The 20719-nt window shown below is 64.0% G+C and carries 20 protein-coding genes; 7 read left to right on the top strand and 13 right to left on the bottom strand.

Features of this window, described 5'->3' with window-relative positions; genetic code table 11:
* Window position 1 precedes the first annotated feature (1 nt).
* The 7 genes from DT068_RS13180 to DT068_RS13150 all read right to left on the bottom strand — a co-directional run bounded on the left by DT068_RS13180 (window position 2) and on the right by DT068_RS13150 (window position 9328).
* A complete protein-coding gene (locus DT068_RS13180) occupies window positions 2–1252 on the bottom strand; it encodes a D-amino acid dehydrogenase (protein ID WP_119390317.1) in 1251 nt (416 codons plus the stop codon).
* The gene (locus DT068_RS13175) at window positions 1249–2277 is read right to left on the bottom strand and encodes a C45 family autoproteolytic acyltransferase/hydrolase (protein ID WP_119390316.1); all 1029 of its coding nucleotides are present in this window, start codon (window positions 2275–2277) and stop codon (window positions 1249–1251) included. Before DT068_RS13175 ends, DT068_RS13180 begins: the two co-directional genes overlap by 4 nt.
* Window positions 2278–2343: 66 nt before the next feature.
* Window positions 2344–3798, bottom strand: a complete 1455-nt coding sequence (locus DT068_RS13170; RefSeq protein ID WP_119390315.1) for a biotin carboxylase — start codon at window positions 3796–3798, stop codon at window positions 2344–2346.
* 11 nt (window positions 3799–3809) lie between these two features.
* Window positions 3810–5261, bottom strand: coding sequence for an aldehyde dehydrogenase family protein (locus DT068_RS13165; protein WP_119390314.1), 1452 nt, complete (start codon window positions 5259–5261; stop codon window positions 3810–3812).
* Window positions 5261–6871: a 5-guanidino-2-oxopentanoate decarboxylase gene (locus DT068_RS13160; RefSeq protein ID WP_119390313.1), complete on the bottom strand. Its 1611-nt coding sequence runs from the start codon at window positions 6869–6871 to the stop codon at window positions 5261–5263. Before DT068_RS13160 ends, DT068_RS13165 begins: the two co-directional genes overlap by 1 nt.
* Window positions 6872–6930: 59 nt before the next feature.
* Window positions 6931–7836 (bottom strand): universal stress protein, encoded by a 906-nt coding sequence (locus DT068_RS13155; RefSeq protein WP_119390312.1) that lies wholly within the window; start codon window positions 7834–7836, stop codon window positions 6931–6933.
* Between the two features lie 19 nt (window positions 7837–7855).
* Window positions 7856–9328 carry an amino acid permease gene (locus DT068_RS13150; RefSeq protein WP_119390311.1) on the bottom strand — a complete coding sequence of 491 codons (1473 nt, stop codon included), beginning with the start codon at window positions 9326–9328 and terminating at the stop codon, window positions 7856–7858.
* Window positions 9329–9581: 253 nt separating this feature from the next.
* Between DT068_RS13150 and DT068_RS13145 the strand changes: the two genes are divergently transcribed.
* Both DT068_RS13145 and DT068_RS13140 read left to right on the top strand, forming a co-directional pair.
* The gene (locus tag DT068_RS13145) at window positions 9582–10076 is read left to right on the top strand and encodes an Lrp/AsnC family transcriptional regulator (protein ID WP_119390310.1); all 495 of its coding nucleotides are present in this window, start codon (window positions 9582–9584) and stop codon (window positions 10074–10076) included.
* 170 nt (window positions 10077–10246) lie between these two features.
* A complete protein-coding gene (locus DT068_RS13140; RefSeq protein WP_119390309.1) occupies window positions 10247–11284 on the top strand; it encodes a zinc-dependent alcohol dehydrogenase family protein in 1038 nt (345 codons plus the stop codon).
* Window positions 11285–11340: 56 nt separating this feature from the next.
* On the opposite strand, the gene DT068_RS13135 is transcribed toward DT068_RS13140, so the two are convergent.
* From DT068_RS13135 to DT068_RS13120, 4 genes are all read right to left on the bottom strand, one after another.
* The gene (locus DT068_RS13135) at window positions 11341–13017 is read right to left on the bottom strand and encodes a hypothetical protein (protein ID WP_119390308.1); all 1677 of its coding nucleotides are present in this window, start codon (window positions 13015–13017) and stop codon (window positions 11341–11343) included.
* Between the two features lie 13 nt (window positions 13018–13030).
* On the bottom strand, window positions 13031–13468 hold the full coding sequence (locus tag DT068_RS13130; RefSeq protein WP_162914177.1) for a hypothetical protein: 438 nt from the start codon (window positions 13466–13468) through the stop codon (window positions 13031–13033).
* Entirely contained in the window at window positions 13465–14949 is a 1485-nt protein-coding gene (locus DT068_RS13125) for a tripartite tricarboxylate transporter permease (protein WP_119390306.1), read from the bottom strand. The genes DT068_RS13130 and DT068_RS13125 overlap by 4 nt, the downstream gene beginning before the upstream one ends.
* A gap of 73 nt (window positions 14950–15022) precedes the next feature.
* Complete coding sequence (locus DT068_RS13120; protein WP_119390305.1) at window positions 15023–16018, bottom strand: Bug family tripartite tricarboxylate transporter substrate binding protein; 996 nt, start codon at window positions 16016–16018, stop codon at window positions 15023–15025.
* Between the two features lie 63 nt (window positions 16019–16081).
* On the opposite strand from DT068_RS13120, the gene DT068_RS13115 reads away from it, so the two are divergent.
* The 3 genes from DT068_RS13115 to DT068_RS13105 are packed head-to-tail and all read left to right on the top strand — an operon-like array spanning window position 16082 to window position 17920.
* Window positions 16082–17008, top strand: coding sequence for a class I SAM-dependent methyltransferase (locus DT068_RS13115; RefSeq protein WP_119390304.1), 927 nt, complete (start codon window positions 16082–16084; stop codon window positions 17006–17008).
* 60 nt (window positions 17009–17068) lie between these two features.
* Window positions 17069–17479 (top strand): amidohydrolase family protein, encoded by a 411-nt coding sequence (locus DT068_RS13110; protein ID WP_119390303.1) that lies wholly within the window; start codon window positions 17069–17071, stop codon window positions 17477–17479.
* 3 nt (window positions 17480–17482) lie between these two features.
* A complete protein-coding gene (locus DT068_RS13105) occupies window positions 17483–17920 on the top strand; it encodes a VOC family protein (RefSeq protein ID WP_368904705.1) in 438 nt (145 codons plus the stop codon).
* A 102-nt stretch (window positions 17921–18022) separates the two neighbouring features.
* Here DT068_RS13105 and DT068_RS13100 read toward each other — a convergent pair whose 3' ends face one another.
* Window positions 18023–18580 (bottom strand): GNAT family N-acetyltransferase, encoded by a 558-nt coding sequence (locus DT068_RS13100; RefSeq protein ID WP_368904704.1) that lies wholly within the window; start codon window positions 18578–18580, stop codon window positions 18023–18025.
* Window positions 18577–18780 carry a hypothetical protein gene (locus tag DT068_RS28010; RefSeq protein WP_162914175.1) on the bottom strand — a complete coding sequence of 68 codons (204 nt, stop codon included), beginning with the start codon at window positions 18778–18780 and terminating at the stop codon, window positions 18577–18579. The genes DT068_RS13100 and DT068_RS28010 overlap by 4 nt, the downstream gene beginning before the upstream one ends.
* Before the next feature lie 12 nt (window positions 18781–18792).
* On the opposite strand from DT068_RS28010, the gene DT068_RS13095 reads away from it, so the two are divergent.
* Together DT068_RS13095 and DT068_RS13090 are read left to right on the top strand one after the other, a co-directional pair.
* Entirely contained in the window at window positions 18793–20292 is a 1500-nt protein-coding gene (locus DT068_RS13095) for a CoA-acylating methylmalonate-semialdehyde dehydrogenase (protein WP_119390627.1), read from the top strand.
* A 2-nt stretch (window positions 20293–20294) separates the two neighbouring features.
* The gene (locus DT068_RS13090; protein WP_119390301.1) at window positions 20295–20612 is read left to right on the top strand and encodes a hypothetical protein; all 318 of its coding nucleotides are present in this window, start codon (window positions 20295–20297) and stop codon (window positions 20610–20612) included.
* Window positions 20613–20719: the final 107 nt, after the last annotated feature.

The following is a 20719-nucleotide window of genomic DNA, read 5'->3' as shown; positions in this document are numbered from 1 at the left end:
GCTAGTTCACATAAAGGAGGCCGTCCGTGTCAATCTCAGGCGCGCGGCCCGCGACCAGATCGGCGACGAATTTTCCCGAGCCCGCCGCCATTGTCCAGCCGACATGGCCATGGCCGCAATCGAGGAACAGATTGCGGTAGCGGGCGCGTCCCAGCATCGGCACGGAAGTGGGCGTCATCGGCCGAAGTCCGGCCCAGTATTCGGCCTTCGCCGGATCGACACAGCCGGGGAAGAGGTCGCTCGCCGTGGCGAGAAGGCGCTTGAAGTCGGCGGGCTTGTGGCTTCGATCGTAGCCTGCGAATTCCGCCGTGCTCGCGACGCGCAAGCGGTCGCCGAGCCTCGAATAGGCGATCAACCGATCCTCATCGACGCCGCCCATGGTGGGACCCAGCGACGGGTCGGGGAGCGCAATGGTGGCCGAATAGCCTTTGACCGGATAGATCGGGACATTGACACCGATCTTGCGGGTGAGGAGCGGCGTCTCGGGACCGAGCGCCACGACGATGGCGTCACTGGCGATCCGGCCCTTGTCGGTTATGATGCCGGTGACGCGGTCACCGTCCGTCTCGATCGCGCTGACTGTCGTGCCATAGTGAACGCGCATCGAGAGATTCCGCTCGCACCATCGCGCGAGGTTACGGGAGAATTTGCAGGAGTCGCCCGTCTGGTCGAGAGGCGAATAAAGCGCGCCGGCGATCTCGGGCGCTGCGGATTTGAGACCCGGCTCCAGCTCCACCATCCGCTCGCGGCCGATGACTTCCAGCGTCAGGCCGTTGTCGGAGAGGATCTTCATATGCTGGGCGCCGGCATCGAGGCTCTGCTGGCTGCGGTAGAAATAGAGAATGCCCTTGCCCCCGGCATCATAGTCGAGCTTCGTATCGGCCGAGATCGCATTGATGCAGGTCCTGGAATAGAGCGCCAGTCTGAACTTGCGTAGCGTGTTTATATGAGCGCGCGCATGGGTGCATTCGAACAGGAACCTGAAGGTCCAGGCGATGAAATGAAGATCGAGGCTGGGCTTCACCTTGATGCCGAGATCGGGCCGGTAGAGCGACTTGATGAAGACGGAAAGGGCGGCGGGCGAGGCCCAGGCATAGGAATCGCCCGGCGAGACAAGACCGGCATTGCCATAGCTCGTCTCGGCAGCGAGCTTGTCGCGGCGTTCGATGACCTCGACCTCATGTCCGTCGCGGCCCAGATAATAAGCCGCCGCCACGCCGACCACGCCGCCGCCCAGCACCAGCACTTTCATAGGATGCCTCCACGAATGGCGACGCCCTTGGCCGGCCTGACCCGGGGCGGCGCATTGCCTTCAGCGAACAGGATGGTGCGCGCACCCTCGGCGAAGCTGGCGCAGGACTGGCGCCAGCGCGCCGCCGGCCAGATGAGTTCGGCGGAACGATCCTCGGGCCGGTAGATCGCCGTGTAGAGCGTACCGTAGCCCCGGCCGTAAGAAGTCTGATAGGCGGGCGGACGCAGGAAAGCCTTCAGCATCGTTTCCGTATCGGGATTATCGGCCAGGGATTGATCGAGGCTTTCGGCACGCTCCAGCGAGCGCGTCGCCGTCGCATGGCGCGGCCATTCCACTTCGTGCTGATGATTGGTGGCGATGCGCCTGTCGACGATCTCGGTCGGCCGGTCGGGCGCCACGAAGACCGTGGCGTGATGCCCTGCGCGGTCGAGAAGGGAAACCGTATAGGACATATGGACCGGCACGCGCCTGAGGATCGTCACGGCTTCGGCGACAGTCGAGGCGAATTCCAGCAGATAGCGCATCACGATCGGGATGCCGAAACCATCGGCGACCGCGGTGCGTCCGCCGAAGGCGAGCGAGGCCGCAAGCCCGTCCTCATTGATGCCGTCGAGCACGCCCCACAGGCAGTCGACCATGGCGATGACGCGCTTGCCGGCGAGGCGCGAGGCAAGCCATGTGCCTTCGAGAAGCTTGGGGCTGTAATCGTAATTGCGGATGATGGCGGGTTCGGCGCCGGTCAGGATCGCTTGCGAGCAGCCGCCGACATACATGGGCGGGCACCACATGGCCAGGAAGCGGGCTTCGAGATCGCCGCCGCCGGCCGCTTCGGCGACCGCTTCATAGGCCGGCACCAGTTCCGGCATATGGCGGCGGATGGCGCGCAGGCTCGCGAGATAGGTCGGCCGCGCCTTCATGCCGTCGCGCATGAACCAGCGGCTATAGGCGTGCCAATGACGGTCATAGATTGCCCGCCATTTCGGCCCCGGCCGGTCCTCCGCTATCGCTTCGAAGACGATGTTCATCCGTTCAACTCAACACCATCTATTTTTCCTCTCTCATGCTACGCACTGGAGAGAGGGAAGTCGTTTCTACAAAATCTTGAACGATCCCGGCGCCGGCGCTTCCTCGCGCTGCACTTCGGTCAGGGGTTTCGCCGCATAGAGCTTCTTGATGCCCTTGATCCAGTCGCGCGCCCGGTCGTTGAGATCGAAATCATCGCTCATCACCCGGCCGCGGGTGATGAGGATGCCGAGATCGGCGCCCTCATAGCGATAATCGCCGGGGCCGGTGATGCGCAGGAAGAAGGCCTCGCGCTCGGACTCGATCGCCTGGCGGTTATAGTCGAAGCGGTCATAGGAGACCGAGCCGTCGCTCGCCATGCGGTAGACGCCGGTCGGCGGCGCATGGGTCACGATGTCAACCACTTCGTCGGTCGCCTTGATGACGAGCTGCGACCAGGAATCGATGAACTCCCTTTTTGCCCAGCGCGCATTCAGCTCCTCGACATCGATCTTGTATTTGAGGCCGGAGAATTCGAGGAGATGGAACAGGAAGAGCGGCGCATCGGCATAGGCGAAGGCGGCGTGGTTGGTCATCGAGGAGGCGCCGCAGATGCGCGGATTGAGCTCGCCCAGATAGACCTCGCCATCCGTCTCATCGATCAGGAAGTCGAGATCGAAATAGCCGCGATAGCCTTCCTTGATCAGCCGGTTGCCGAAGCGGAAGGCCATGTCGCGCGCCTTGTTGCGCACCTTCTCGGTGAAGGCGCCGGGGAATATCTCATTGCCGCACCAGCCGCCCTTATAGGGGGTCAGTTCCTTGCGGCCCACGACTTCGGTCAGAAGCGGGCCGACCAGCGTGCCGGATTTCGTGGCGCAAGCCTCCATCGTGGCGCCGCGGCACTTGATCCGCTTCATGATCTTCACTTCCTTCTCGCCCGTGATGTCCCTGGCATGACGGTTGAAGTCCTGCTCATTGGCGATGAAGAAAGTGGTATGGCCGGAATCGCCGAAGGCGCTCTGCACCACGAGGTCGCGGCCGATCCTGGCCTTGTCGGCGGCCTTGATCAGCTCGTCATAGCTCGATGCCTTGGCGAGCGCGTTCGGCACCGAGGCGACACCCGCCTTGTTGCCGATGCGCACCGTCTCCATCTTGTTGTCGCAGCGCTGCCTGAGCTTCGCTTGCGGGAACCACACATCGATGCCGAGCTCGTCGCACAGGCCCTCGGTCTCCTCGTCGAACATCAGGAAGGTGGCGGCGGCCTTGCCGCCCCGCTTCTTCACATGGTCGATGACGTCCTTGTGCTGCAGCATGTGGTTGTTGATGTCCTCGATGGATTCGAATTCATCATGCGCCTGCTTCGAAGGCACGAAGACATTGGGATGGCGGCCGTCGAAGCAATCGATATAGGAGATGAATTTGAGATTGCGCACCCACTGGTCGATGCCGAGCAGGTTGAAGTTGGTGGCCGAGATGAAATAGATCGGCTGCTCGTTGCGGTGCATGACATTGCGCAAATCCGAGACGTTCCTGACCGTCTGCATTATTTCCCCTTTCAGGCGGCGGGCATGAGCCGGCGCGCTTTGTGCTTCACTTCCAGATAGGCATCGAGACCCCAGGGCCCGAGCTCGCGGCCGATGCCGCTTGCCTTGAAGCCGCCCCAGGAGGTTTCGACGAAGATCACTTGCGGGCTGTTGATCCAGACGAGGCCCGCCTCGATCGCATCGGCGACCCGTTCGCTCTTTTCCCTGTCGCGCGTCACCACCGTGGCGACGAGGCCGAAGTCGCTGTCATTGGCCAGCTCGATCGCCTCTGCTTCGCTGGCGAAGGTCCGCATGCACAGGACCGGGCCGAAAATCTCCTCGCGCCAGAGAGGACTCGAGACCGGGACATCGCCAAAGAGGGTGGGAGCGATGAACCAGCCGGTCTCGAGCCCTTCCGGCCTGCCGCCACCCAGAAGGAGAGAGAGGCCCTCGGCCTTGCCCCTGGCGATATAGGACAGGACCTTGTCATATTGGGCCTTGCTGGTGAGAGGACCCAAGGTCGTTGCGGAGCTGAGCGGATCGCCCGGCTTCAGCGCTTTCGCCGCGGCAATCACCCGCTCGATGAGCCTGGGCGCGATCGATTCCTCGACCAGCAGCCTGGATGTCGCCGAGCACATCTGGCCGGCATTGAAGAAGATGCCGTTCACCACGCAATTCGTGGCGATATCGAGATCTGCATCGGCGAAGACGACGATCGGCGATTTGCCGCCAAGCTCCAGGCTCACCGCCTTGGGGCCTTGCGAGGCGGCCGCCATCACCCGGGAGCCGACGCCATTGCTGCCGGTGAAAGAGACCTTGGCGACGTCCTTATGGGTGGTGAGCGGGGCACCGACATCGGGACCGAGGCCGGTGACGAGATTGAGCACGCCCCTGGGCAGGCCCACTTCGTCGGCAATCGCGCCAAGCTCCAGTTCGACGATCGGCGTCACCTCGGAGGGCTTCAGCACCACGGTGCAGCCGGCGGCGAGCGCCGGCGCCACTTTCCAGGAGGTGGTCACCAGCGGAAAATTCCACGGCACGATGAGGCCGGCAACGCCCAGAGGCTCGCGCCGCATCGTGGCGCGATAGGCGCTGTCCGGCACTTCGACCGTGCAGTCCCTCTCGCGGTCGAGATCGGCGGCAAGCTCGCCATAATAGTCGAAGGACGAGGCGACATCCTGCATGTCGATCAAAGCCTCGGCGAGGGGCTTGCCATTGTTGAGCGACGACAGGCGGGCCAGCTCGTCCTTGCGCGCGCGCACCTTGGCGGCGATGGCTTTCAGGAACATGCCGCGCACCGAGCCCGAGGTCTGACGCCAGGCGGGGAAGGCGGCCTTGGCGGCAGCGACCGCAAGGTCGACATCCTCAGGGGTCCCGGCGGCGACATGGTGAATGACCTGCTCGCTATAGGGATTGAAGACCGGAATCTTCCCGCCCTTCACCGGCGGGCGCCATTCGCCCCCTATATAGAGCCGGTCGCGCATCAGCGGCCAAGCTCGCGCGCCAGGCTCTCGCCCGACCTGATCTCGATGATGGTCGGCACCTTGCGCTTCGCCGATTTGACGAGCTCGTCATGCAGCGTCGCCATATCGGCGGGGCGCGCGGCCTCGCAGCCGAGGCCCTTGGCGATGGTGACGAAATCGGGCGTGTAGATGTCGACGCCGATCTCGGGGATCTGGCGGTCGCGCATATAGGCCTTGATCTCGCCATAGCCGGTGTTGTTCCAGATCACCACGGCGACCGGCACTTGCGCCTCGACGGCGGAGGCTAGCTCGGGCAGCGAGAATTGCAGGCCGCCATCGCCAATCAGGCAGACGGATGGGCGCGCCGGCTGGCCGAGCTTGGCGCCAATGGCAGCCGGCAGGCCATAGCCCAGAGTCCCATAGCCGGTGCTCGAATTGAAATAGGAGCGGGGCCGTGGCGCCTCATAAGTCTGGTTGGCGGCATAGACCGGCTCGGTCTGGTCGCCGGCAATGACGACATCGGGCAATGCCCTGGTGATCGCCGCGAGGAGGCGGCCGTGGATCGTGCAGGCGGGCCAGAGACCCGCGACGACCTTCCTGCGCAATGCGGCGGCGCGTGCCTCGCCCTTGCCGCCCTTCGCGTCATGCTTGCCCAGCGCGTCATTCAGCGCCTGAACCGCCAGCGCACTGTCGGCAAAGAGGGCGATGTCGGCTTGCAGCTGGTTGACCAGCTGCAAGGGATCGATGTCGATACGGATCAGCTTGCCCTTGATATGGATCGGGCGCGCCTCGGGATACATTTCGGTCTCGCCGAATTCCGTGCCGATGGCGAGGACGACGTCGCTCTGGGCAAGCTCATCCTGGGCCACCTCCATGCCGAGATTGCCGGCCAATGCCAGACTGTGGCCGGGCGGCAGCACGCCCTTGCCATTGATGGTGGTGAAGACCGGCGCGTCGAGTTTCTCAGCGAGTTTCTGCAGGCCCTGTGCCGCATCGCAGGCGCCGCCGCCGGCAATGATGAGCGGCGATTTCGCGGCGGCGAGCAGCTTCGCCGCTTCGGCGATCAGCGTCGGGTCGGGTGCCGGGCGCGAGGGCAAAGTCCAGGCTTTGGCCGGCCCCTCCATCCGGGCGGTGATGACATCGAGCGGAATCTCGATATGGACGGGCCTCGGCCTCGCACTGGTGAAGACGGCAAAAGCGCGCGCCAGCACTTCCGGCAGCTGGCCCGGATAGAGAAGCGTATGGCTGAAGGCGGCGACGCCAGCGATGAGATTGCGCTGCGAGGGCAGTTCATGCAGGCGGCCCTGGCCCATGCCGAGATGGGAGGTGTCGTTGACGCTCGAGATCACCAGCATGGGGATCGAATCGGCATAGGCCTGGCCCATGGCGGTCGCGATATTGGTCATGCCGGGGCCGGTGATGATGAAGCACACGCCCGGCTTGCCGCAGCTCCGCGCATAGCCATCGGCCATGAAGCCCGCCCCTTGCTCATGGCGGGGCGTCACATGGCGGATATTCGTCGCCTCGAGGCCGCGATAGAGCTCAACGGTGTGGACGCCCGGAATGCCGAAGATGGTCTCGACGCCATAGGCTTCAAGCAGCTTGACGAGATGTTCACCGCAAGTGGGCACGTGTGCCTCCCTAAAGAATTGAGCCGCCCACCCTGCCCGGATCGGTCCCGCAAGTCATCTCAGGCCTCGTCATCGGAGAAATCCACATGGGCGTGGCGCGGCACGACGATCATCGGCACCGGCGCGCTGCGGATGATGCGGTTGCCGTTCGAGCCGAGGAAGACCTGGGCCAGGGGGCCGACGCGGCCCGAGCCCACCACCATGACCTCGCCCGGCTTCCAGCCCACCGATTGCAGCGCGTCCTTCCAGTTGGCGCCATCGCCGATCGCCGTCTTGACCGGCAGATCGCCGCCAAGCTCGGCGAGCAGCGCCTTCTGTGCGGCGACTGCCTGGCCCTTCCACTGATTGGCGACGAGATTCTCGACCTTGTAGCCCGCACCCGTCGGATACATCTGCTTGTCGCGCACCACGAAAGTGGCGAGGCGCAGCGGCACCTTGTATTTGCGGCTGAAGCCCACGCAGTAATCGACCGTCTCACGTGATTTGCGGGTCGCGGCATAGGCGCAGGTCAGTCGCGAGAGCACCGTCTTGGGCCCGGGATCGAAGCCGCGCGGGGCCAGCGCCACCGGCAGCTTGGAAAGATGCAGGAGATGGCGGGTGACGCTGCCTTCGAGAAACTTGCCCGCCGATGCGCCGCGCGACGAGCCGAGCACGATCATGTCGGCGCCGAGATCATCGGCGGTCGAGATGAGGCCCTGCTCGGCCGAGGCGGCGCTCCTGGTGATGAACTGCGCGTTCAGCTTGCCGCCGGCGAGCGCCTTCGCCTTGCTCATCGCCTTGTCGGCATGCTTCTCGAGGAAGGCAGCATATTCCGCATCGACGCGGGCCATCGAGGGATAGCCCCAGGTCTTCGGCAGGATGAGGCAGACGACCATCTTCGCCCTGTCGCGGCGCGACAGCATCATGCCCAAAGCGAGCGCTTCCTGCCCGCCGCGGTCGGCCGAATAGGCAACCAGATATTTCATGGCTTTGCCCTTTCGCGGGTTAGGATTTGGTGACGCGAGCCTTGGGCTCGAGCCTGGATTTCTTCACGCTGTAGAGGAAGTAGAAGATGGCGGCGAAGACGAGCCAGACGGCAAACAGCTCGAAGGTGCGCGGGTTGAGATTCCAGATGAGATAGAGCGAGGTCAGGATGCTGAGGATGGGCAGCACTGGATAGAACGGCACCTTGAAGCCGCGCTGCATATCGGGCCTCGTCTGGCGCAGGATGATGACGCCAGCCGAGACGACGATGAAGGCGGTGAGCGTGCCGAGGCTGGTCAGGTCCCACAAAATCGCATCGGGTACAAAGGCGGCGATGGCGCCGACAAAGAGGGCGACCACGATCGTGTTGGCGACCGGCGACAGAGTGCGCGGATTGACGCGGTGGAACAGCTCGGGGAGCAGGCCGTCACGCGACATGGCGAAGAGGATGCGGGTCTGGCCATAGAGCACGACCAGCGTCACGCTGAACACCGAGATCACAGCCCCCGCCGCCAGCACGAAAGCGGGCCAGTTGGAGCCGGTGACATTCTGCAAGATGGTGGCGAGACCCGCTTCCTGGCCCTCGAAGGCGGCGGGCGCTTGCACGCCGATGGCGGTCAGCGCGGTCAGAATATAAAGGCTCGTCACGATGACGAGGGCGGCGATGATGGCAATCGGCAAATTGCGCTTGGGATTCTGCACTTCCTCGCCTGCGGTCGAGACCGCATCGAGGCCGACATAGGTGAAGAAGATCGTGCCGGCCGCGGCACTGATGCCGGCGAAGCCCTGGGGCGCGAAGGGCTGGAAATTGCCCGCGGTGAAGCCGGTCGCGGCGATGGCGATGAAGAGCACGAGCACGGCCATCTTGACCACCACCATGACCGCATTCGCCCTTGCCGACTCCCGCGAGCCGCGGATGAGCAGCAGGCAGCACAGGAAGACCAGTATGGCGGCCGGCAGATTGAGATAGCCGTCACCGCCGATCGAAAGCTCATAGCCGTCGGCCACGATCGGGGCGGCGGAGAGCCAGGCCGGCAGTCCCGATCCGAAGAGGATCTCGAACAGCTTGTTCAGATAGCCGCTCCAGCCGATAGCGACGGCGGAAGCCGAGATGCCATATTCGAGCAGGAGACAGGCGCCGACGAAATAGGCGACGATCTCGCCCAATGTCGCATAGGCATAGGAGTAGGATGAGCCCGAGACCGGGATCATCGAGGCCATTTCGGCATAGCAGAGCGCGGTCAGTCCGGCGACGACGCCCGCCATGATGAAGGAGATGATGACGGCGGGACCGGCGGTCGGCACCGTCTGGGAGAGAACGAAGAAGATGCCGGTGCCGATAGTGGCGCCGACGCCGAACATGGTCAGCTGGAAGGGCGTGATCGAGCGGCTCAGATGGCCATGCTCGGGATCGGCGCCGGCCGTCTCGCTGATGAGCTTCTCGACGGGCTTCTTGCGCAGAAGACGGGTGCCCAAAGTATGCTGTTCTGACATGTGCGTTCCTCCCACATCCCCAAAGAGGCAAACCGGCGCGCCATGTGGAGTGCGGCCGGTTTCATGATTGAGGCGCTTTCGGCGCTCTTGGTCTTGGCCCGTGCTTTTAGCGCCAAACGCCCGAAATGTGCTGCCGTTGTTGGCCCTGACGGCAAGCGAAGCTGTCGGCCCATGGCAGGCGCGAAGCGGTTTCTGCTGCGCCACTCGACAGGGTCGGCCTGGAAATGCCAGACTGCCGGATGAGGGAAGACCCATGAAAGACAGCGATGCCTCGGTGAAGCTCGATCACCTGGATCTGAAAATCCTGGCCAAGCTGCAGACCGATGCCCGCATCACCAACCAGGAGCTGGCCGATGCCGTCGGCCTGTCGCCAAGTCCTTGTTTGCAGCGCGTCAAGAGGCTGGAGCGCGCCGGCATCATCTCTGTGTACCAGGCGCAGATCGACCTCAATAAAGTGTGTCGGCATGTCGATGTCATCGCCGCCGTCACGCTCAACAGCCACGGGCTCGACGACTTCAATGATTTCGAGAAGATGGTCGCCGGCATGCGCCATGTGGTCGAATGCACCAAGCTTTCGGGCACCATCGACTATCTGGTGCGCTTCATCTGCCCCGATATCGGCTCCTACCAGATGCTGTCGGACGAGCTCCTGAAGCTCGGGCCGAAAGTGGGAAACCTGAGCTCCTATATCGTGTTGAAGGCGGTGAAGCCCTTCCGCGGCGTGGTGCTCGACGATCTGGTATCGTGATTCCCTATTTCGTCATCCCGGCGGAAGCCGGGACCCATTAAATTCATCGATGCGAGCAGCGCCGCCCGGTTAATTCTAGTCAGGGGGTCCCGGCTTTCGCCGGGATGACGGATGAGGGTACGCTGGTAATCTCATTTCTATCGTCACCGCATGCATCGAGAGTGCACCTCATGAAAGCCGTCTATTACGAAGCCTTCGGGCAGCCGCCCGTTCTCACCGACGTTCCCGATCCCACCCCTGGTCCTCACAGTGTGGTCATCAAAGTCGAGGCGACCGGCCTGTGCCGCAGCGACTGGCATGGCTGGATGGGGCATGATCCCGATATCAGGCTGCCGCATGTGCCGGGCCATGAGCTGGCCGGCGTCATCGTCGCCACCGGACGCCAGGTCTCGCGCTGGCGGCAGGGCGATCGGGTGACCGTGCCCTTTGTCGGTGGTTGCGGCACCTGTCCCGAATGCGCCAGCGGCAACCACCAGGTCTGCGAGCGGCAATTCCAGCCGGGCTTCACCGCCTGGGGCTCTTTCGCCGATTATGTCGCGATTGATTTCGCCGATATCAACCTGATCAGGCTGCCGGAGGCGCTCGATTTCGCCACAGCCGCCAGCCTTGGCTGCCGGTTCGTCACTTCCTTCCGCGCCATTGTCGATCAGGCGCGCGTCGCGCCCGGCGAATGGGTCGCGGTGCATGGCGCGGGCGGTGTCGGCCTCTCGGCGATCATGATCGCATCAGCCATGGGCGCCAATGTCATCGCCGTCGATCTGGCACCGGAGAAGCTCGCGCTGGCTCGGGACTGTGGCGCCGTGGCCGGCATCGACGCGTCGCAGACCCAGGATGTCGTGGCGGCGATCCGCGAGCTGACGAAGGGCGGCGCCCATGTGTCGCTGGATGCGCTGGGCTCGCCAAAGACCTGCTTCAACTCGATCGCGTGTCTGAGACGGCGCGGCCGGCATGTGCAGGTAGGACTGATGCTCGGCGATCATGCGAGCGCCGCCATACCCATGGACAAGGTGATCGCGCATGAGATCGAGATCCGCGGCAGCCACGGCATGCAGGCGCATCGCTACCCGGCGATGATGGAGATGATCCTCAGGGGCAAGCTCGCGCCGGAAAAACTGATCGGCAGGACGATCAGCCTCGCCGAGGCGCCGGAGGCGCTGATGGCGATGGACAAATTCGCCGGCACGGGTATCGCCATCATCAGGCCGTAGAGCATATCCCGCCAAAGTTGAAGACCTTGGCGATAAGGATTTGCTCCGGCATATTGCTACGGCTTGGCCCGGCTCAGGAACAGCCGGCGCACCGCCTCGCGCATGGCCGTGCGAGTCTTTTCAAGCCCGGGCCGGTCGGACAGGGACAGATTCATCGCCGCATTGGCCTCGAAGAACAGCACGCGGCCATCGGGCAGCAGGTCGAAGTCGATGCCATAGAATTCGAGCGGGATGCGGCGGCGGATCTCGTGCAGCGCCATCATGGCCGGCCGGCCCAAAGCCTCCTCGGGCATCAGGGTCATGCGCCGGGCCTCGGCCCTGATCGCGCCATCCGGATCGAAGGCCGCGATCTTCTCGCTGTCGCGCTCGTGATGGACATTCCAGGCCGGTCCGAAATGCACATGGGTGATGAAGACCTCTTCGCCGATGACCGCTGCCCTGATCTTGCGAAAGGCCCGCCCCGCCACGGGGTTGTGGACATAGCGGATGGCATAGAGCTGCATCTGTGGCTGACCGGCGAGGTGGCGGGCGAGTTCCGCCGGTGTGTCGATTCTCTCGGCGCCGATACCCTTCTGGGCGAAGGGACCGCGGATGATGAGCGGAAAGCCGATCTTCTCGCCAATGACACGCACGCCCTCATCGATCCTGCTCAAGTCATTGGTGAAGCGGATGACGGGCGGAACGACGAGACCTTCTATGCCGGCGAGCCGATCGGCATTGAGCTGGCGCGTCGTCTGGGCCGCCTTGCGCGGATGGTTGATGACGGGGAGCCCGAGGCTGTCGGCGAAGCCGGCAATGAAATCGAGCATTCGCGGTGTCGAGAGGCGTTCGGCATTCACCCAGTTGTTGAGAAAGACGTCCGGCCTCGGCATTGCGGCAAGCGCGCGCGGCGCCGAGCTCGCTTCGGGGAAGACCGAGAGAAAGCGATACTGGTCATTGTGCTTGAAGGCGAGGCTGCCGGGTGTGTTCCGGGCAAAGTGCAGATAGATAGCGCTCGCCGCTCTTTCGAGCTTCTGTGGCGCCTGGTTGATGACGCCGACCAGCAGGAGCTGGCCCGGCACCTTGTCGGTGAGATGTACCGGCACGGCTTCGACGGCGCGGCGGATCAGCTGGGCGGCCTCTTCGCCCTGTCCGGTCAGGTGAGCCGCCGCGGCGTGAGCGATCAGGAGGCCGCCATCCGGGGCAGCGGCATCGGCGGTCAGCGGGCGCAGGATTTCCGCCACTCGCGCGGCGTGGCCGGCATCGATCAGGATCGCCATGGCCGCCTTGGTGAAATCCCTGTCGGCAAGCAAACCGGGAAAGGTGCTGTTGAGCAGGGCAGCGGCCTCATCCGGGCGCTTTGCCGTGACGAGGCCGCGGGCCAGCGTGATGATCATGTGCTTGTCGGAGAGATCGGCAGGCGCGTTTCTCGGCCAGACAGGGACGGCGACAGTGGACAGGAACCGCGCAACTGCTGGCGATGGCCTCGCCTTGAGCGCCGTCAGGGCACCGGCAAGGGTGCGGAGCTTCACTTGCGCGGACGCTGATCCGGCAAGGCTGGACCGCCAGCCGGCGAGAGCCTCCTCTTCGCGGCCGAGCTGGAACTGGGCGAGGCCCAGAAAGCCCAGGATCTCGGCATCCTTCGGGCGCTGCTCCAGGAGGGCGCGATATTGGACGACCGCTTCCGCGACATTGCCCGCCCGGTGCAGGGCGATCGCCTGCTTGCGGATCGTTTCTGTCTTGCTGTCGGTCATGTTCGCCTTGTGATCAAAAAAGATAGTGAAAAGCGAGGCCTTCAAAAAGCGGGATATTCAGCAGGCGCTCGAGTCCTGCCATTACTGCGAGGCACAGCAGGCCGCCCAGCGCCGCCACGGGGAGGCGCTCGGCGGCGACAAAATAGAGATAGGCGGCAAGCAGCAAGGGAGCGCCGAGGACGAAACCGAAGCCGATAACGCCCAGCGTGAAGCCCGTGATCCACAGCATGATCGTCACTTCGCGGGTGGAGGCGACCGGGGGATCATCGGCCCGAGCGGCGCTTGCTCTCATTTCGATGAAGAGCTGGACGAGGCTCAGGACAAGGCCAGGCAATCCGACCAGCAGCGGCATCACCGCGGCCTCATGCCTGAAGGAGAGGGCCTGGATGACGAAGAGCGTGAAGACCAGTGTCATCACCAGGCTCGTCACGATGCGCCCGTTCATTTTCATGTAGCGACCGCCTCGCGCCGCGCGCGTATGATGTAGAGGACGAGTGTCGCGGCGATGATCGCGAGCAGCACGAGCGAAAGGGGGCGCAGGAGGAAAGCTGGTCCCCACAGCGCCATCGCCTTGTGGAAAGAGTTTTCGGCGATGGGCCCCAGCACGATGCCGATCACGAAAGGCGGTCGCGGCCAGTCATATTTCTTGAACAGCCAGCCGAGCGCGCCGAGCCCGAGGAAGAGCATGAAATTCTGCCAGGCGCCGGCGCCCAGATAGGAGCCGAGCAGCGACAAGGCGATGACGAAGGGAATGAGAAGTCCGGTGCGCAGGCCGGCGATGCGGCTGAGCCAGGGCGCCATCGCGAGCAGTAGCAGGACGGCGAGGATATTGGCGATGGCGAGCGTCCAGATCAGCGCCCAGACGACGTCGCTCTTGCCGGCGGCGAAGCCGGGACCGGGCTGAATGCCCAGCATGACGAAGGCGCCGAGCAGGATCGCCATGCCGGAGCTGCCGGGAATGCCGAAATAGAGGGTCGGCAGCAGGGCGCCGCCTTCCTTGGAATTGTTGGCGGTCTCGGGCGCGATGACGCCTTCGACGGCGCCCTTGCCGAAGCGTTCGGGGGTCTTCGACGATTGCACCGCATGGCCATAGCAGAGCCATGAGGCGACATCGCCGCCAAGCCCCGGGATGAGGCCGATGAAGGCGCCGATGAGCGAGGTGCGCAAGGTGAGAAACCAGTGGCGGAAGACGTCGATACAGCCCCTTACCACATCGCTCATGCTGTAGCTCGTCTCGCTCCTCCCCGCGGTAAGATTGCCACGCAGTGCGAGCGCTACCATTTCGGGGATGGCGAAGATGGCGATGACGGCGGTGACGGGGTCGATGCCGTCCCACAGGAAGAGCTGGCCAAAAGTGTAGCGATCCTGGCCGCTCACCGGATCGAGCCCGACGGTTGCGATGATGAGGCCGAACAGGCCGACGATCAGGCCCTTCACCAGGCTGTCGCCGCTCAAGGCGGCGATGAAGGTGATGCCGAGCACGGCGAGGAGGAAGAACTCGGCCGGGCTGAAGGCCAATACGATCGGCTCGACAGAGGGCAATAGAAGGCTGAGGAACACAGCACCGATCACGCCGCCGATGCCGGAGGCGCAGAGCGTGGCGCCCAACGCGCGGCCGGCTTCGCCCTTCCGCGTCATCGGATAGCCATCGACGATGGTGGCGGCATCGGGGCCGGTGCCCGGAATGCCGAACAGGATGCTGGGAATGGCGCCCGATGTGTGGACGACCGAATGCATGGCGAGCAGAAAGACGGCGCCCGGGATCGGGTCCATGCCGAAGACGAAGGGAATGAGGAAAATGATGCCGAGCTTGCCGCCGAGTCCCGGCATGATGCCGAAGAACAGCCCGACCAGGACGCCCAGCGTCATCAGCATCATCATATGAGGTGAGAAGAGGATGCCGAAGAGCGAGGAGAGCGAGCTGTCAAGCATCAGGCGAGCCTCTTGGCCCTCTCCCCGCTGAAGCGGGGAGAGGGTGAGGCCGCATCACCTGCGATCCGGCCGCTCATTCTTCCTGCAGCAGCTCCTTGAGCAGCGCCAAGGTCGCAGGCGGCTGATCGAAGGCGGCGCGGACACGTTCGGCGACGGCATCGCCGGAAGCGGGCGCGATCGGCAGTTCGAGTTTTTCCGCTTCCGCCACAAGCTCGGGATCTGCCAGCGCGGCCATATAGGCCTCACGCAGCGCTTTCAGCTGATCGGCCGGAATGCCGGGCGGGCCGGCGGTCAGGCGCGACAGTTGCGCTTGTGTGGCGATGAAGTCGATAATGGCTTTCGCGGTGTCGTCCCTGGCATGGGCGCTTGCCTGCGGATTTGGCGAATCCGCCTGGCCGCCGATCTCGAGGATGATCTTGCCGTTGCCATTGGCGATGAAGGGCTTGAGCGAGCTCTCCGATCCGACATAGGCCTCGATCTCGCCGCGCAGCATGGCGAGCTCGGCCTCGGTTCCCTCATAGCCCGGGATGATTTCGAGGTTGAGACCGAAGGCGCGGGTCAACATGCGGGTCTCCTGATAGGAAGCGGCGCCCTTGCCGGACGCCGCCATCTTGACCTTGTGATCGGGCTTGCGCAGATCATCAAGACTGTTGAGGCCGGACTTGGCCGAGACGACGAGGACGCGCTTCTCGCTCGCGGCCTTGCCGATCCAGCTCATCCTGGCGAGATCGAGGCCATCTGTCTCGGTGGCGGTCAGCTGCCAGGAGATGAGGCCGGTGTTGAAGGTGCCGATGGTCAGGCCGTCGGCATCGGCGCTATTGATCATCTTGGCGCCGATGAGATGAGCCGCCCCCGGCACATTCTTCACGATGACGCGTGAGCCGGGAAGATGCTTCTCCAGAAAGCGCGCGACCAGCCGCCCCATCGTGTCGTAGCCGCCGCCCGGCTTGGTCGCCACGATATAGGTGATGGTCTTGCCGTCGAAGAGATTGCTTTGAGCGCCGGCCTGCTGAATCGACCCGAGAGCCAGCAGGATCAAAGAGGCCGTAAGCGCCAATATCCGGTTCATGGTCTCACCCCTTGTTCTGCCCACTGGACACTGTCTTACTTCGCGGCATAGTCAATCGCAACCATGAGCAATTCAGCGATATCCGGCGACCCCTCGCTGCTCGATCCGGTCCACTGCGGCGAGGATCTGGCCCACAATGCGGCGCGCTTCAGTGCGCTGGCGCCGCTTCATTGCGACGGCTGCGCCGACTATCATATCCGCAGCGCGCTCCATCGGTATGCCGGTCCGCGCAAGCTCTTCGACCGGCCGGAGCTCATCCGGCTCGCATCGAGGCTCATCGCCGAGAAGGCCGTGCAGTCCGACCGGACGATCGAGATCGTCATCGCCGGGGCGGCCGATACGGCCATGCTCGCCACTTGCGCGCATGCGGCAGCGACGCTCGGCGCCGGCATTCTCGGGCGCTGCCGGTTCACCGTGCTCGATCGCTGCACGACGCCGCTTCTGATCTGCGCCGAGTTCGCGGCGCGACATGGGCTCGATTTCGCGGCGCAGGCGGGTGACCTGCTTTCGGCTGTGGCACCATGCGCCGCCGATCTGATCGTCACCCACAGCGTGTTCAGATTCATTCCGCATGAAGCTCAGGCGACCCTGCTGCGGCGGATCGGAAATTGGCTTGCGCCCGGGGGCCGCCTCATCCTGTCCAACCGCATATTGCTCGATGATGATGGAGCGGAGTCAAAGGGTGAAATGCGCAAGCGCACAGCCGCGAATGCCGCGGCCCGACAGGCTTTGGCGGAAGGACGGCTCACCCTTTCGGAATCAGCCGGAGCGACGCTGGATCGTCTCGAACGCGCCAAAGGCGACGGTCAGGGGCGGCCGGGGGAGTTTCGATCGCTGGCGGAGGTCAGGAGTCTCATTCGAAAATCCGGCTTGATGGAGATATCGGTCGAAGAACTTGCCTTTGAATTTGCCATCGGGCCCGGCGACGTCATGCACCGGAGGCGCGTGCATGCGGTGCTCGGGCGCTCCGGGGAGGAGCGGCGTGGTTAACGCCTTTTCAAGGTCGCAAGCGCACACTTGCGCGAGCAATCGTCTCGAAAGCGCCGTGCCATGCCGACCGCCCTGCCTGAAGCTCCGGCCTTCACCTTGACCTGCCCGGCCAAGGACAGCCCAGATCGCGAGGTCAGGGCCATAAGGGCGCGCGGCAACCTGCCCCTGATGATCGATGACCGGCTGCTGGCCGAGATCGCGCAGGGCGATCTGGCCGAGAGCTGGGAGACCGCGGTGCATCTGCCGGCCGCAGCCCTTGCCGATATGAGCAGGCTCGCCGGCGCGCGTCTCGCCTCGGTGCTCGAGGACAATATCGGCTCGGCCGATCTGACCGATGTGGTGAGCGATGCCGCCGTCCTATTCCTCCTCGCCATGCGCCGCGCCGGGGTGCGGACTCCCGACGAGATCGTGCCCTGCACCTTGCTGTGGGACGAGGAGAAGCGGCAGGAACTCGTGCTGAAGCGGGCCTAGCCCATGGCGGAGAAGGACAGCTTCATGCCGGCGCCGGAGCTTGGCCGGTCATTCCGTCCGGGGCTCGGCGTCAATCTCCTGATGCGCGATGTAAACGAAGGCGTGCGCTTCGCCAGGGACGTATTGGGCGCCACCATCCTGCATGCCGATGATGATTTCGCCGCCATCCGGTTCGGTGACAGCGTGTGGATGCTGCATCACGACCGGACCTATCGCGGCAATGCGGTGCTGGGCCTCGTCCAGGGTATGGAAGGCCGTGGCGCCGGCATCGAGCTCAGGCTCTATGGCTGCCCGCCCGATGAAGCCGAAGCCCGGGCGCGGGCTGGCGGCTGGACGGTTCTCGCCGGCGCGATCGACAAGCCGCATGGGCTTCGCGAATGCGTCATCCTCGACCATGAAGGCTATGCCTGGGTTCCGGGCATCGGTATTCCCGACAAGTGAGGACAATATCCGGCGGGTAGGGATTTCCGATCCAGCGCAGGCGTATGCGCTCCTGCTCGGGAGTGCGTGAGCGGATCGACGACCAGTAATGAGCGCGGGACATCAGCGCCGCCAGTCGAAGACCGCAGTGACGAAGCCCTGCGCGTCATGGACCAGCTCATCGAGCAGGGACAAAGGGGTTGGTTGCGCGGGCGTCATCTCGCCCGTAACCTCGCCTTCGGCAAAGGTGAGGCGGGCGCCGAACTTTCCGGCGATATGGCGCATGCGCGCATTCTCGCTGAGGCAGATCATATGGAGACGGGCAATGCCGCGGTTCTGCGCCGAAGTGAGGATGCGGTCCATCAGCTCGCTGCCCAGCCCCTGGTCCTGCCAGTCCTTTTCGACCGCGAAAGCCGCCTCGGCATCGGGCGAGGCGCCGCCGAAGATGCTGCGCAATTCGGCAGAGCCCCTGATCTCGCCGTCGATGAAGACGGCGAAGATGGTGGCGTCGAGCCGGAAGGCGGTGTCGACATAGGCATCGATGAAATGGTCGGTGGTGACGCCGCCGAAGCGCAGGCGTCTTGCCTCAGGGTCAAGGCGTTTGAGATGGGCCCGCAAGGCCCCCAGATCGCCGATCCATAATTTGCGTAAGGTCTTCTGCATGTTGAATAAAAGTCTCAAGCCTTCGACTGCTCTCCGGCCGGACTGTCCATCGCGAACATGACAAGAATTATGCTGCATTGCATCAAAATCAAGGAGATTTTTTGTGCAGTGCATGATGAAAAGCCCATCAGCCTGGTTGGCCCTGTCACGGCAATTTGGCGCATGTTTTCGGAGAGCAAGGCGTTTATAGAGCCATCATCGAGACGGCCATCGGCCACGGGAGGATTTTCATGACCAGGACAATCGGACATTTCATCGGCGGCAAGCGGGTCGAGGGCAAGTCGGGCCGGTTCGGCGACATCTTCGATCCGAATACCGGCGAGCTGCAGGCGAAAGTGGCGCTCGCCTCCAAGGCGGAGCTGCATGAGGCGGTGCTCAATGCCAAGTCGGCGCAGCCGGCCTGGGCGGCGAAGAACCCGCAGGTGCGGGCGCGCGTGATGATGAAGTTCCTCGAGCTTGCCAACCAGCATCGCGAGGAGCTGGCGCTCCTCATCTCGATGGAGCATGGCAAGACGATCCCCGATGCCTTGGGCGATCTGCAGCGCGGTCTCGAAGTGGCGGAGTTCTGCACCGGCATCCCGCATCTGCTGAAGGGCGAGTTCACCGATGGCGCCGGCCCCGGCATCGACATGTATTCGATGCGCCAGCCGGTCGGCATCGCCGCCGGCATCACGCCGTTCAATTTCCCGGCGATGATCCCCTTGTGGAAGGCGGCCCCGGCGATCGCCTGCGGCAATGCCTTCATCCTGAAGCCGTCCGAGCGCGATCCGTCCTGCCCGATGCGCCTCGCCGAGCTCTTCATCGAAGCGGGCCTGCCGCCCGGCATCCTCAATGTCGTCAATGGCGACAAGGAAGCGGTCGATGCGGTGCTCGATGATCCCGACATCGCGGCTATCGGCTTCGTCGGCTCGACGCCCATCGCGCATTATGTCTATTCGCGCGGCACCGCCAATGGCAAGCGCGTGCAATGCTTCGGCGGCGCCAAGAACCACATGATCGTGATGCCCGATGCCGACATGGACAAGGCCGTCGATGCGCTGATCGGTGCGGGCTATGGCTCGGCGGGCGAGCGCTGCATGGCCATCTCGGTCGCGGTGCCGGTCGGCGAGGCCACCGCCAATGCGCTGGTCGACAAGCTCATCCCGCGCGTCGAGAAGCTGAAGGTCGGCCTGTCGACGGACCGCGAGGCTGATTACGGCCCGCTCGTCACCAAGATGCATCTCGACAAGGTGAAGTCCTATATCGATCTCGGCATCCAGGAAGGCGCCAAGCTCAAGGTGGATGGCCGCGGCTTCAAGATGCAGGGCTATGAGAACGGCTTCTTCCTCGGCGGCTCGCTGTTCGACAATGTCACCAAGGACATGCGCATCTACAAGGAAGAGATCTTCGGTCCGGTGCTCTCGGTGGTGCGCGCCAAGACCTATGAGGAAGGCCTCGAGCTTGCCAATGACCATGAATATGGCAATGGCGTCGCCATCTTCACGCGCGACGGCGATGCGGCGCGCGATTTTGCCTCGCGCGTCCAGGTCGGCATGATCGGCATCAACGTGCCGATCCCGGTGCCGCTCGCCTATCACACTTTCGGCGGCTGGAAGCGTTCGGCCTTCGGCGATCTCAACCAGCACGGCCCCGACGCGGTGCGCTTCTATACCCGCACCAAGACGGTGACTTCGCGCTGGCCCTCCGGCATCAAGGAAGGCGCGCAGTTCTCCATCCCGACGATGCGCTAAGCATGAAGAATATCGAGAACGCCATTGCTGCCGCACAAGTGCTGAGCTTCAGGCTGCCTATGCTATGGGCGATGACGTTCTCGCCGACGCCGGCGCGGCGTGCGGAGGCGGTTCGGATGATCGTCGAGAAGCAGATGGCGGTGGCGGTAGGCATGAATGCCGCTGCCCTGTCCGCGCTTACGACATGGATGAGGTTCGCCGGTGGGCAGCGCATCTCGGCGGGAACGGCAGGGCAGGAGATCACCAAAGCGGCGATACGGCCGGTTCAGCGGCGCGTCAGGGCCAATGCGCGCAGGCTGAAGCGTCGCCAGCGCATCTGAATGTGCTCGGACGATTGCTCAGGGATACTGGTCTCTTGTTTGCAACTTACCCAGGGACAGGATACTGTCGGTTCCAAGGAGATTCCCCAAGATATTCTAACCTGTGA

Origin of the sequence: Taklimakanibacter lacteus (genome assembly GCA_003576695.1) — a bacterium.
Classification (GTDB): domain Bacteria; phylum Pseudomonadota; class Alphaproteobacteria; order Rhizobiales; family Aestuariivirgaceae; genus Taklimakanibacter; species Taklimakanibacter lacteus.
Note: the sequence above shows the minus strand (reverse complement) of the source record. Positions and strands in the feature narration are given on the sequence as shown.

Coding starts and splice junctions, on each gene's coding strand:
- DT068_RS13170 (WP_119390315.1), bottom strand. CDS start 3,798: ATGCAGACGGTCAGGAACGTCTCGGATTTGCGCAATGTCATGCACCGC.
- DT068_RS13120 (WP_119390305.1), bottom strand. CDS start 16,018: ATGAACCGGATATTGGCGCTTACGGCCTCTTTGATCCTGCTGGCTCTC.
- DT068_RS13175 (WP_119390316.1), bottom strand. CDS start 2,277: ATGAACATCGTCTTCGAAGCGATAGCGGAGGACCGGCCGGGGCCGAAA.
- DT068_RS13115 (WP_119390304.1), top strand. CDS start 16,082: ATGAGCAATTCAGCGATATCCGGCGACCCCTCGCTGCTCGATCCGGTC.
- DT068_RS13095 (WP_119390627.1), top strand. CDS start 18,793: ATGACCAGGACAATCGGACATTTCATCGGCGGCAAGCGGGTCGAGGGC.
- DT068_RS13135 (WP_119390308.1), bottom strand. CDS start 13,017: ATGACCGACAGCAAGACAGAAACGATCCGCAAGCAGGCGATCGCCCTG.
- DT068_RS13140 (WP_119390309.1), top strand. CDS start 10,247: ATGAAAGCCGTCTATTACGAAGCCTTCGGGCAGCCGCCCGTTCTCACC.
- DT068_RS13155 (WP_119390312.1), bottom strand. CDS start 7,836: ATGAAATATCTGGTTGCCTATTCGGCCGACCGCGGCGGGCAGGAAGCG.
- DT068_RS13125 (WP_119390306.1), bottom strand. CDS start 14,949: ATGCTTGACAGCTCGCTCTCCTCGCTCTTCGGCATCCTCTTCTCACCT.
- DT068_RS13110 (WP_119390303.1), top strand. CDS start 17,069: ATGCCGACCGCCCTGCCTGAAGCTCCGGCCTTCACCTTGACCTGCCCG.
- DT068_RS13130 (WP_162914177.1), bottom strand. CDS start 13,468: ATGAAAATGAACGGGCGCATCGTGACGAGCCTGGTGATGACACTGGTC.
- DT068_RS13090 (WP_119390301.1), top strand. CDS start 20,295: ATGAAGAATATCGAGAACGCCATTGCTGCCGCACAAGTGCTGAGCTTC.
- DT068_RS13145 (WP_119390310.1), top strand. CDS start 9,582: ATGAAAGACAGCGATGCCTCGGTGAAGCTCGATCACCTGGATCTGAAA.
- DT068_RS13180 (WP_119390317.1), bottom strand. CDS start 1,252: ATGAAAGTGCTGGTGCTGGGCGGCGGCGTGGTCGGCGTGGCGGCGGCT.
- DT068_RS13150 (WP_119390311.1), bottom strand. CDS start 9,328: ATGTCAGAACAGCATACTTTGGGCACCCGTCTTCTGCGCAAGAAGCCC.
- DT068_RS13105 (WP_368904705.1), top strand. CDS start 17,483: ATGGCGGAGAAGGACAGCTTCATGCCGGCGCCGGAGCTTGGCCGGTCA.
- DT068_RS13165 (WP_119390314.1), bottom strand. CDS start 5,261: ATGCGCGACCGGCTCTATATAGGGGGCGAATGGCGCCCGCCGGTGAAG.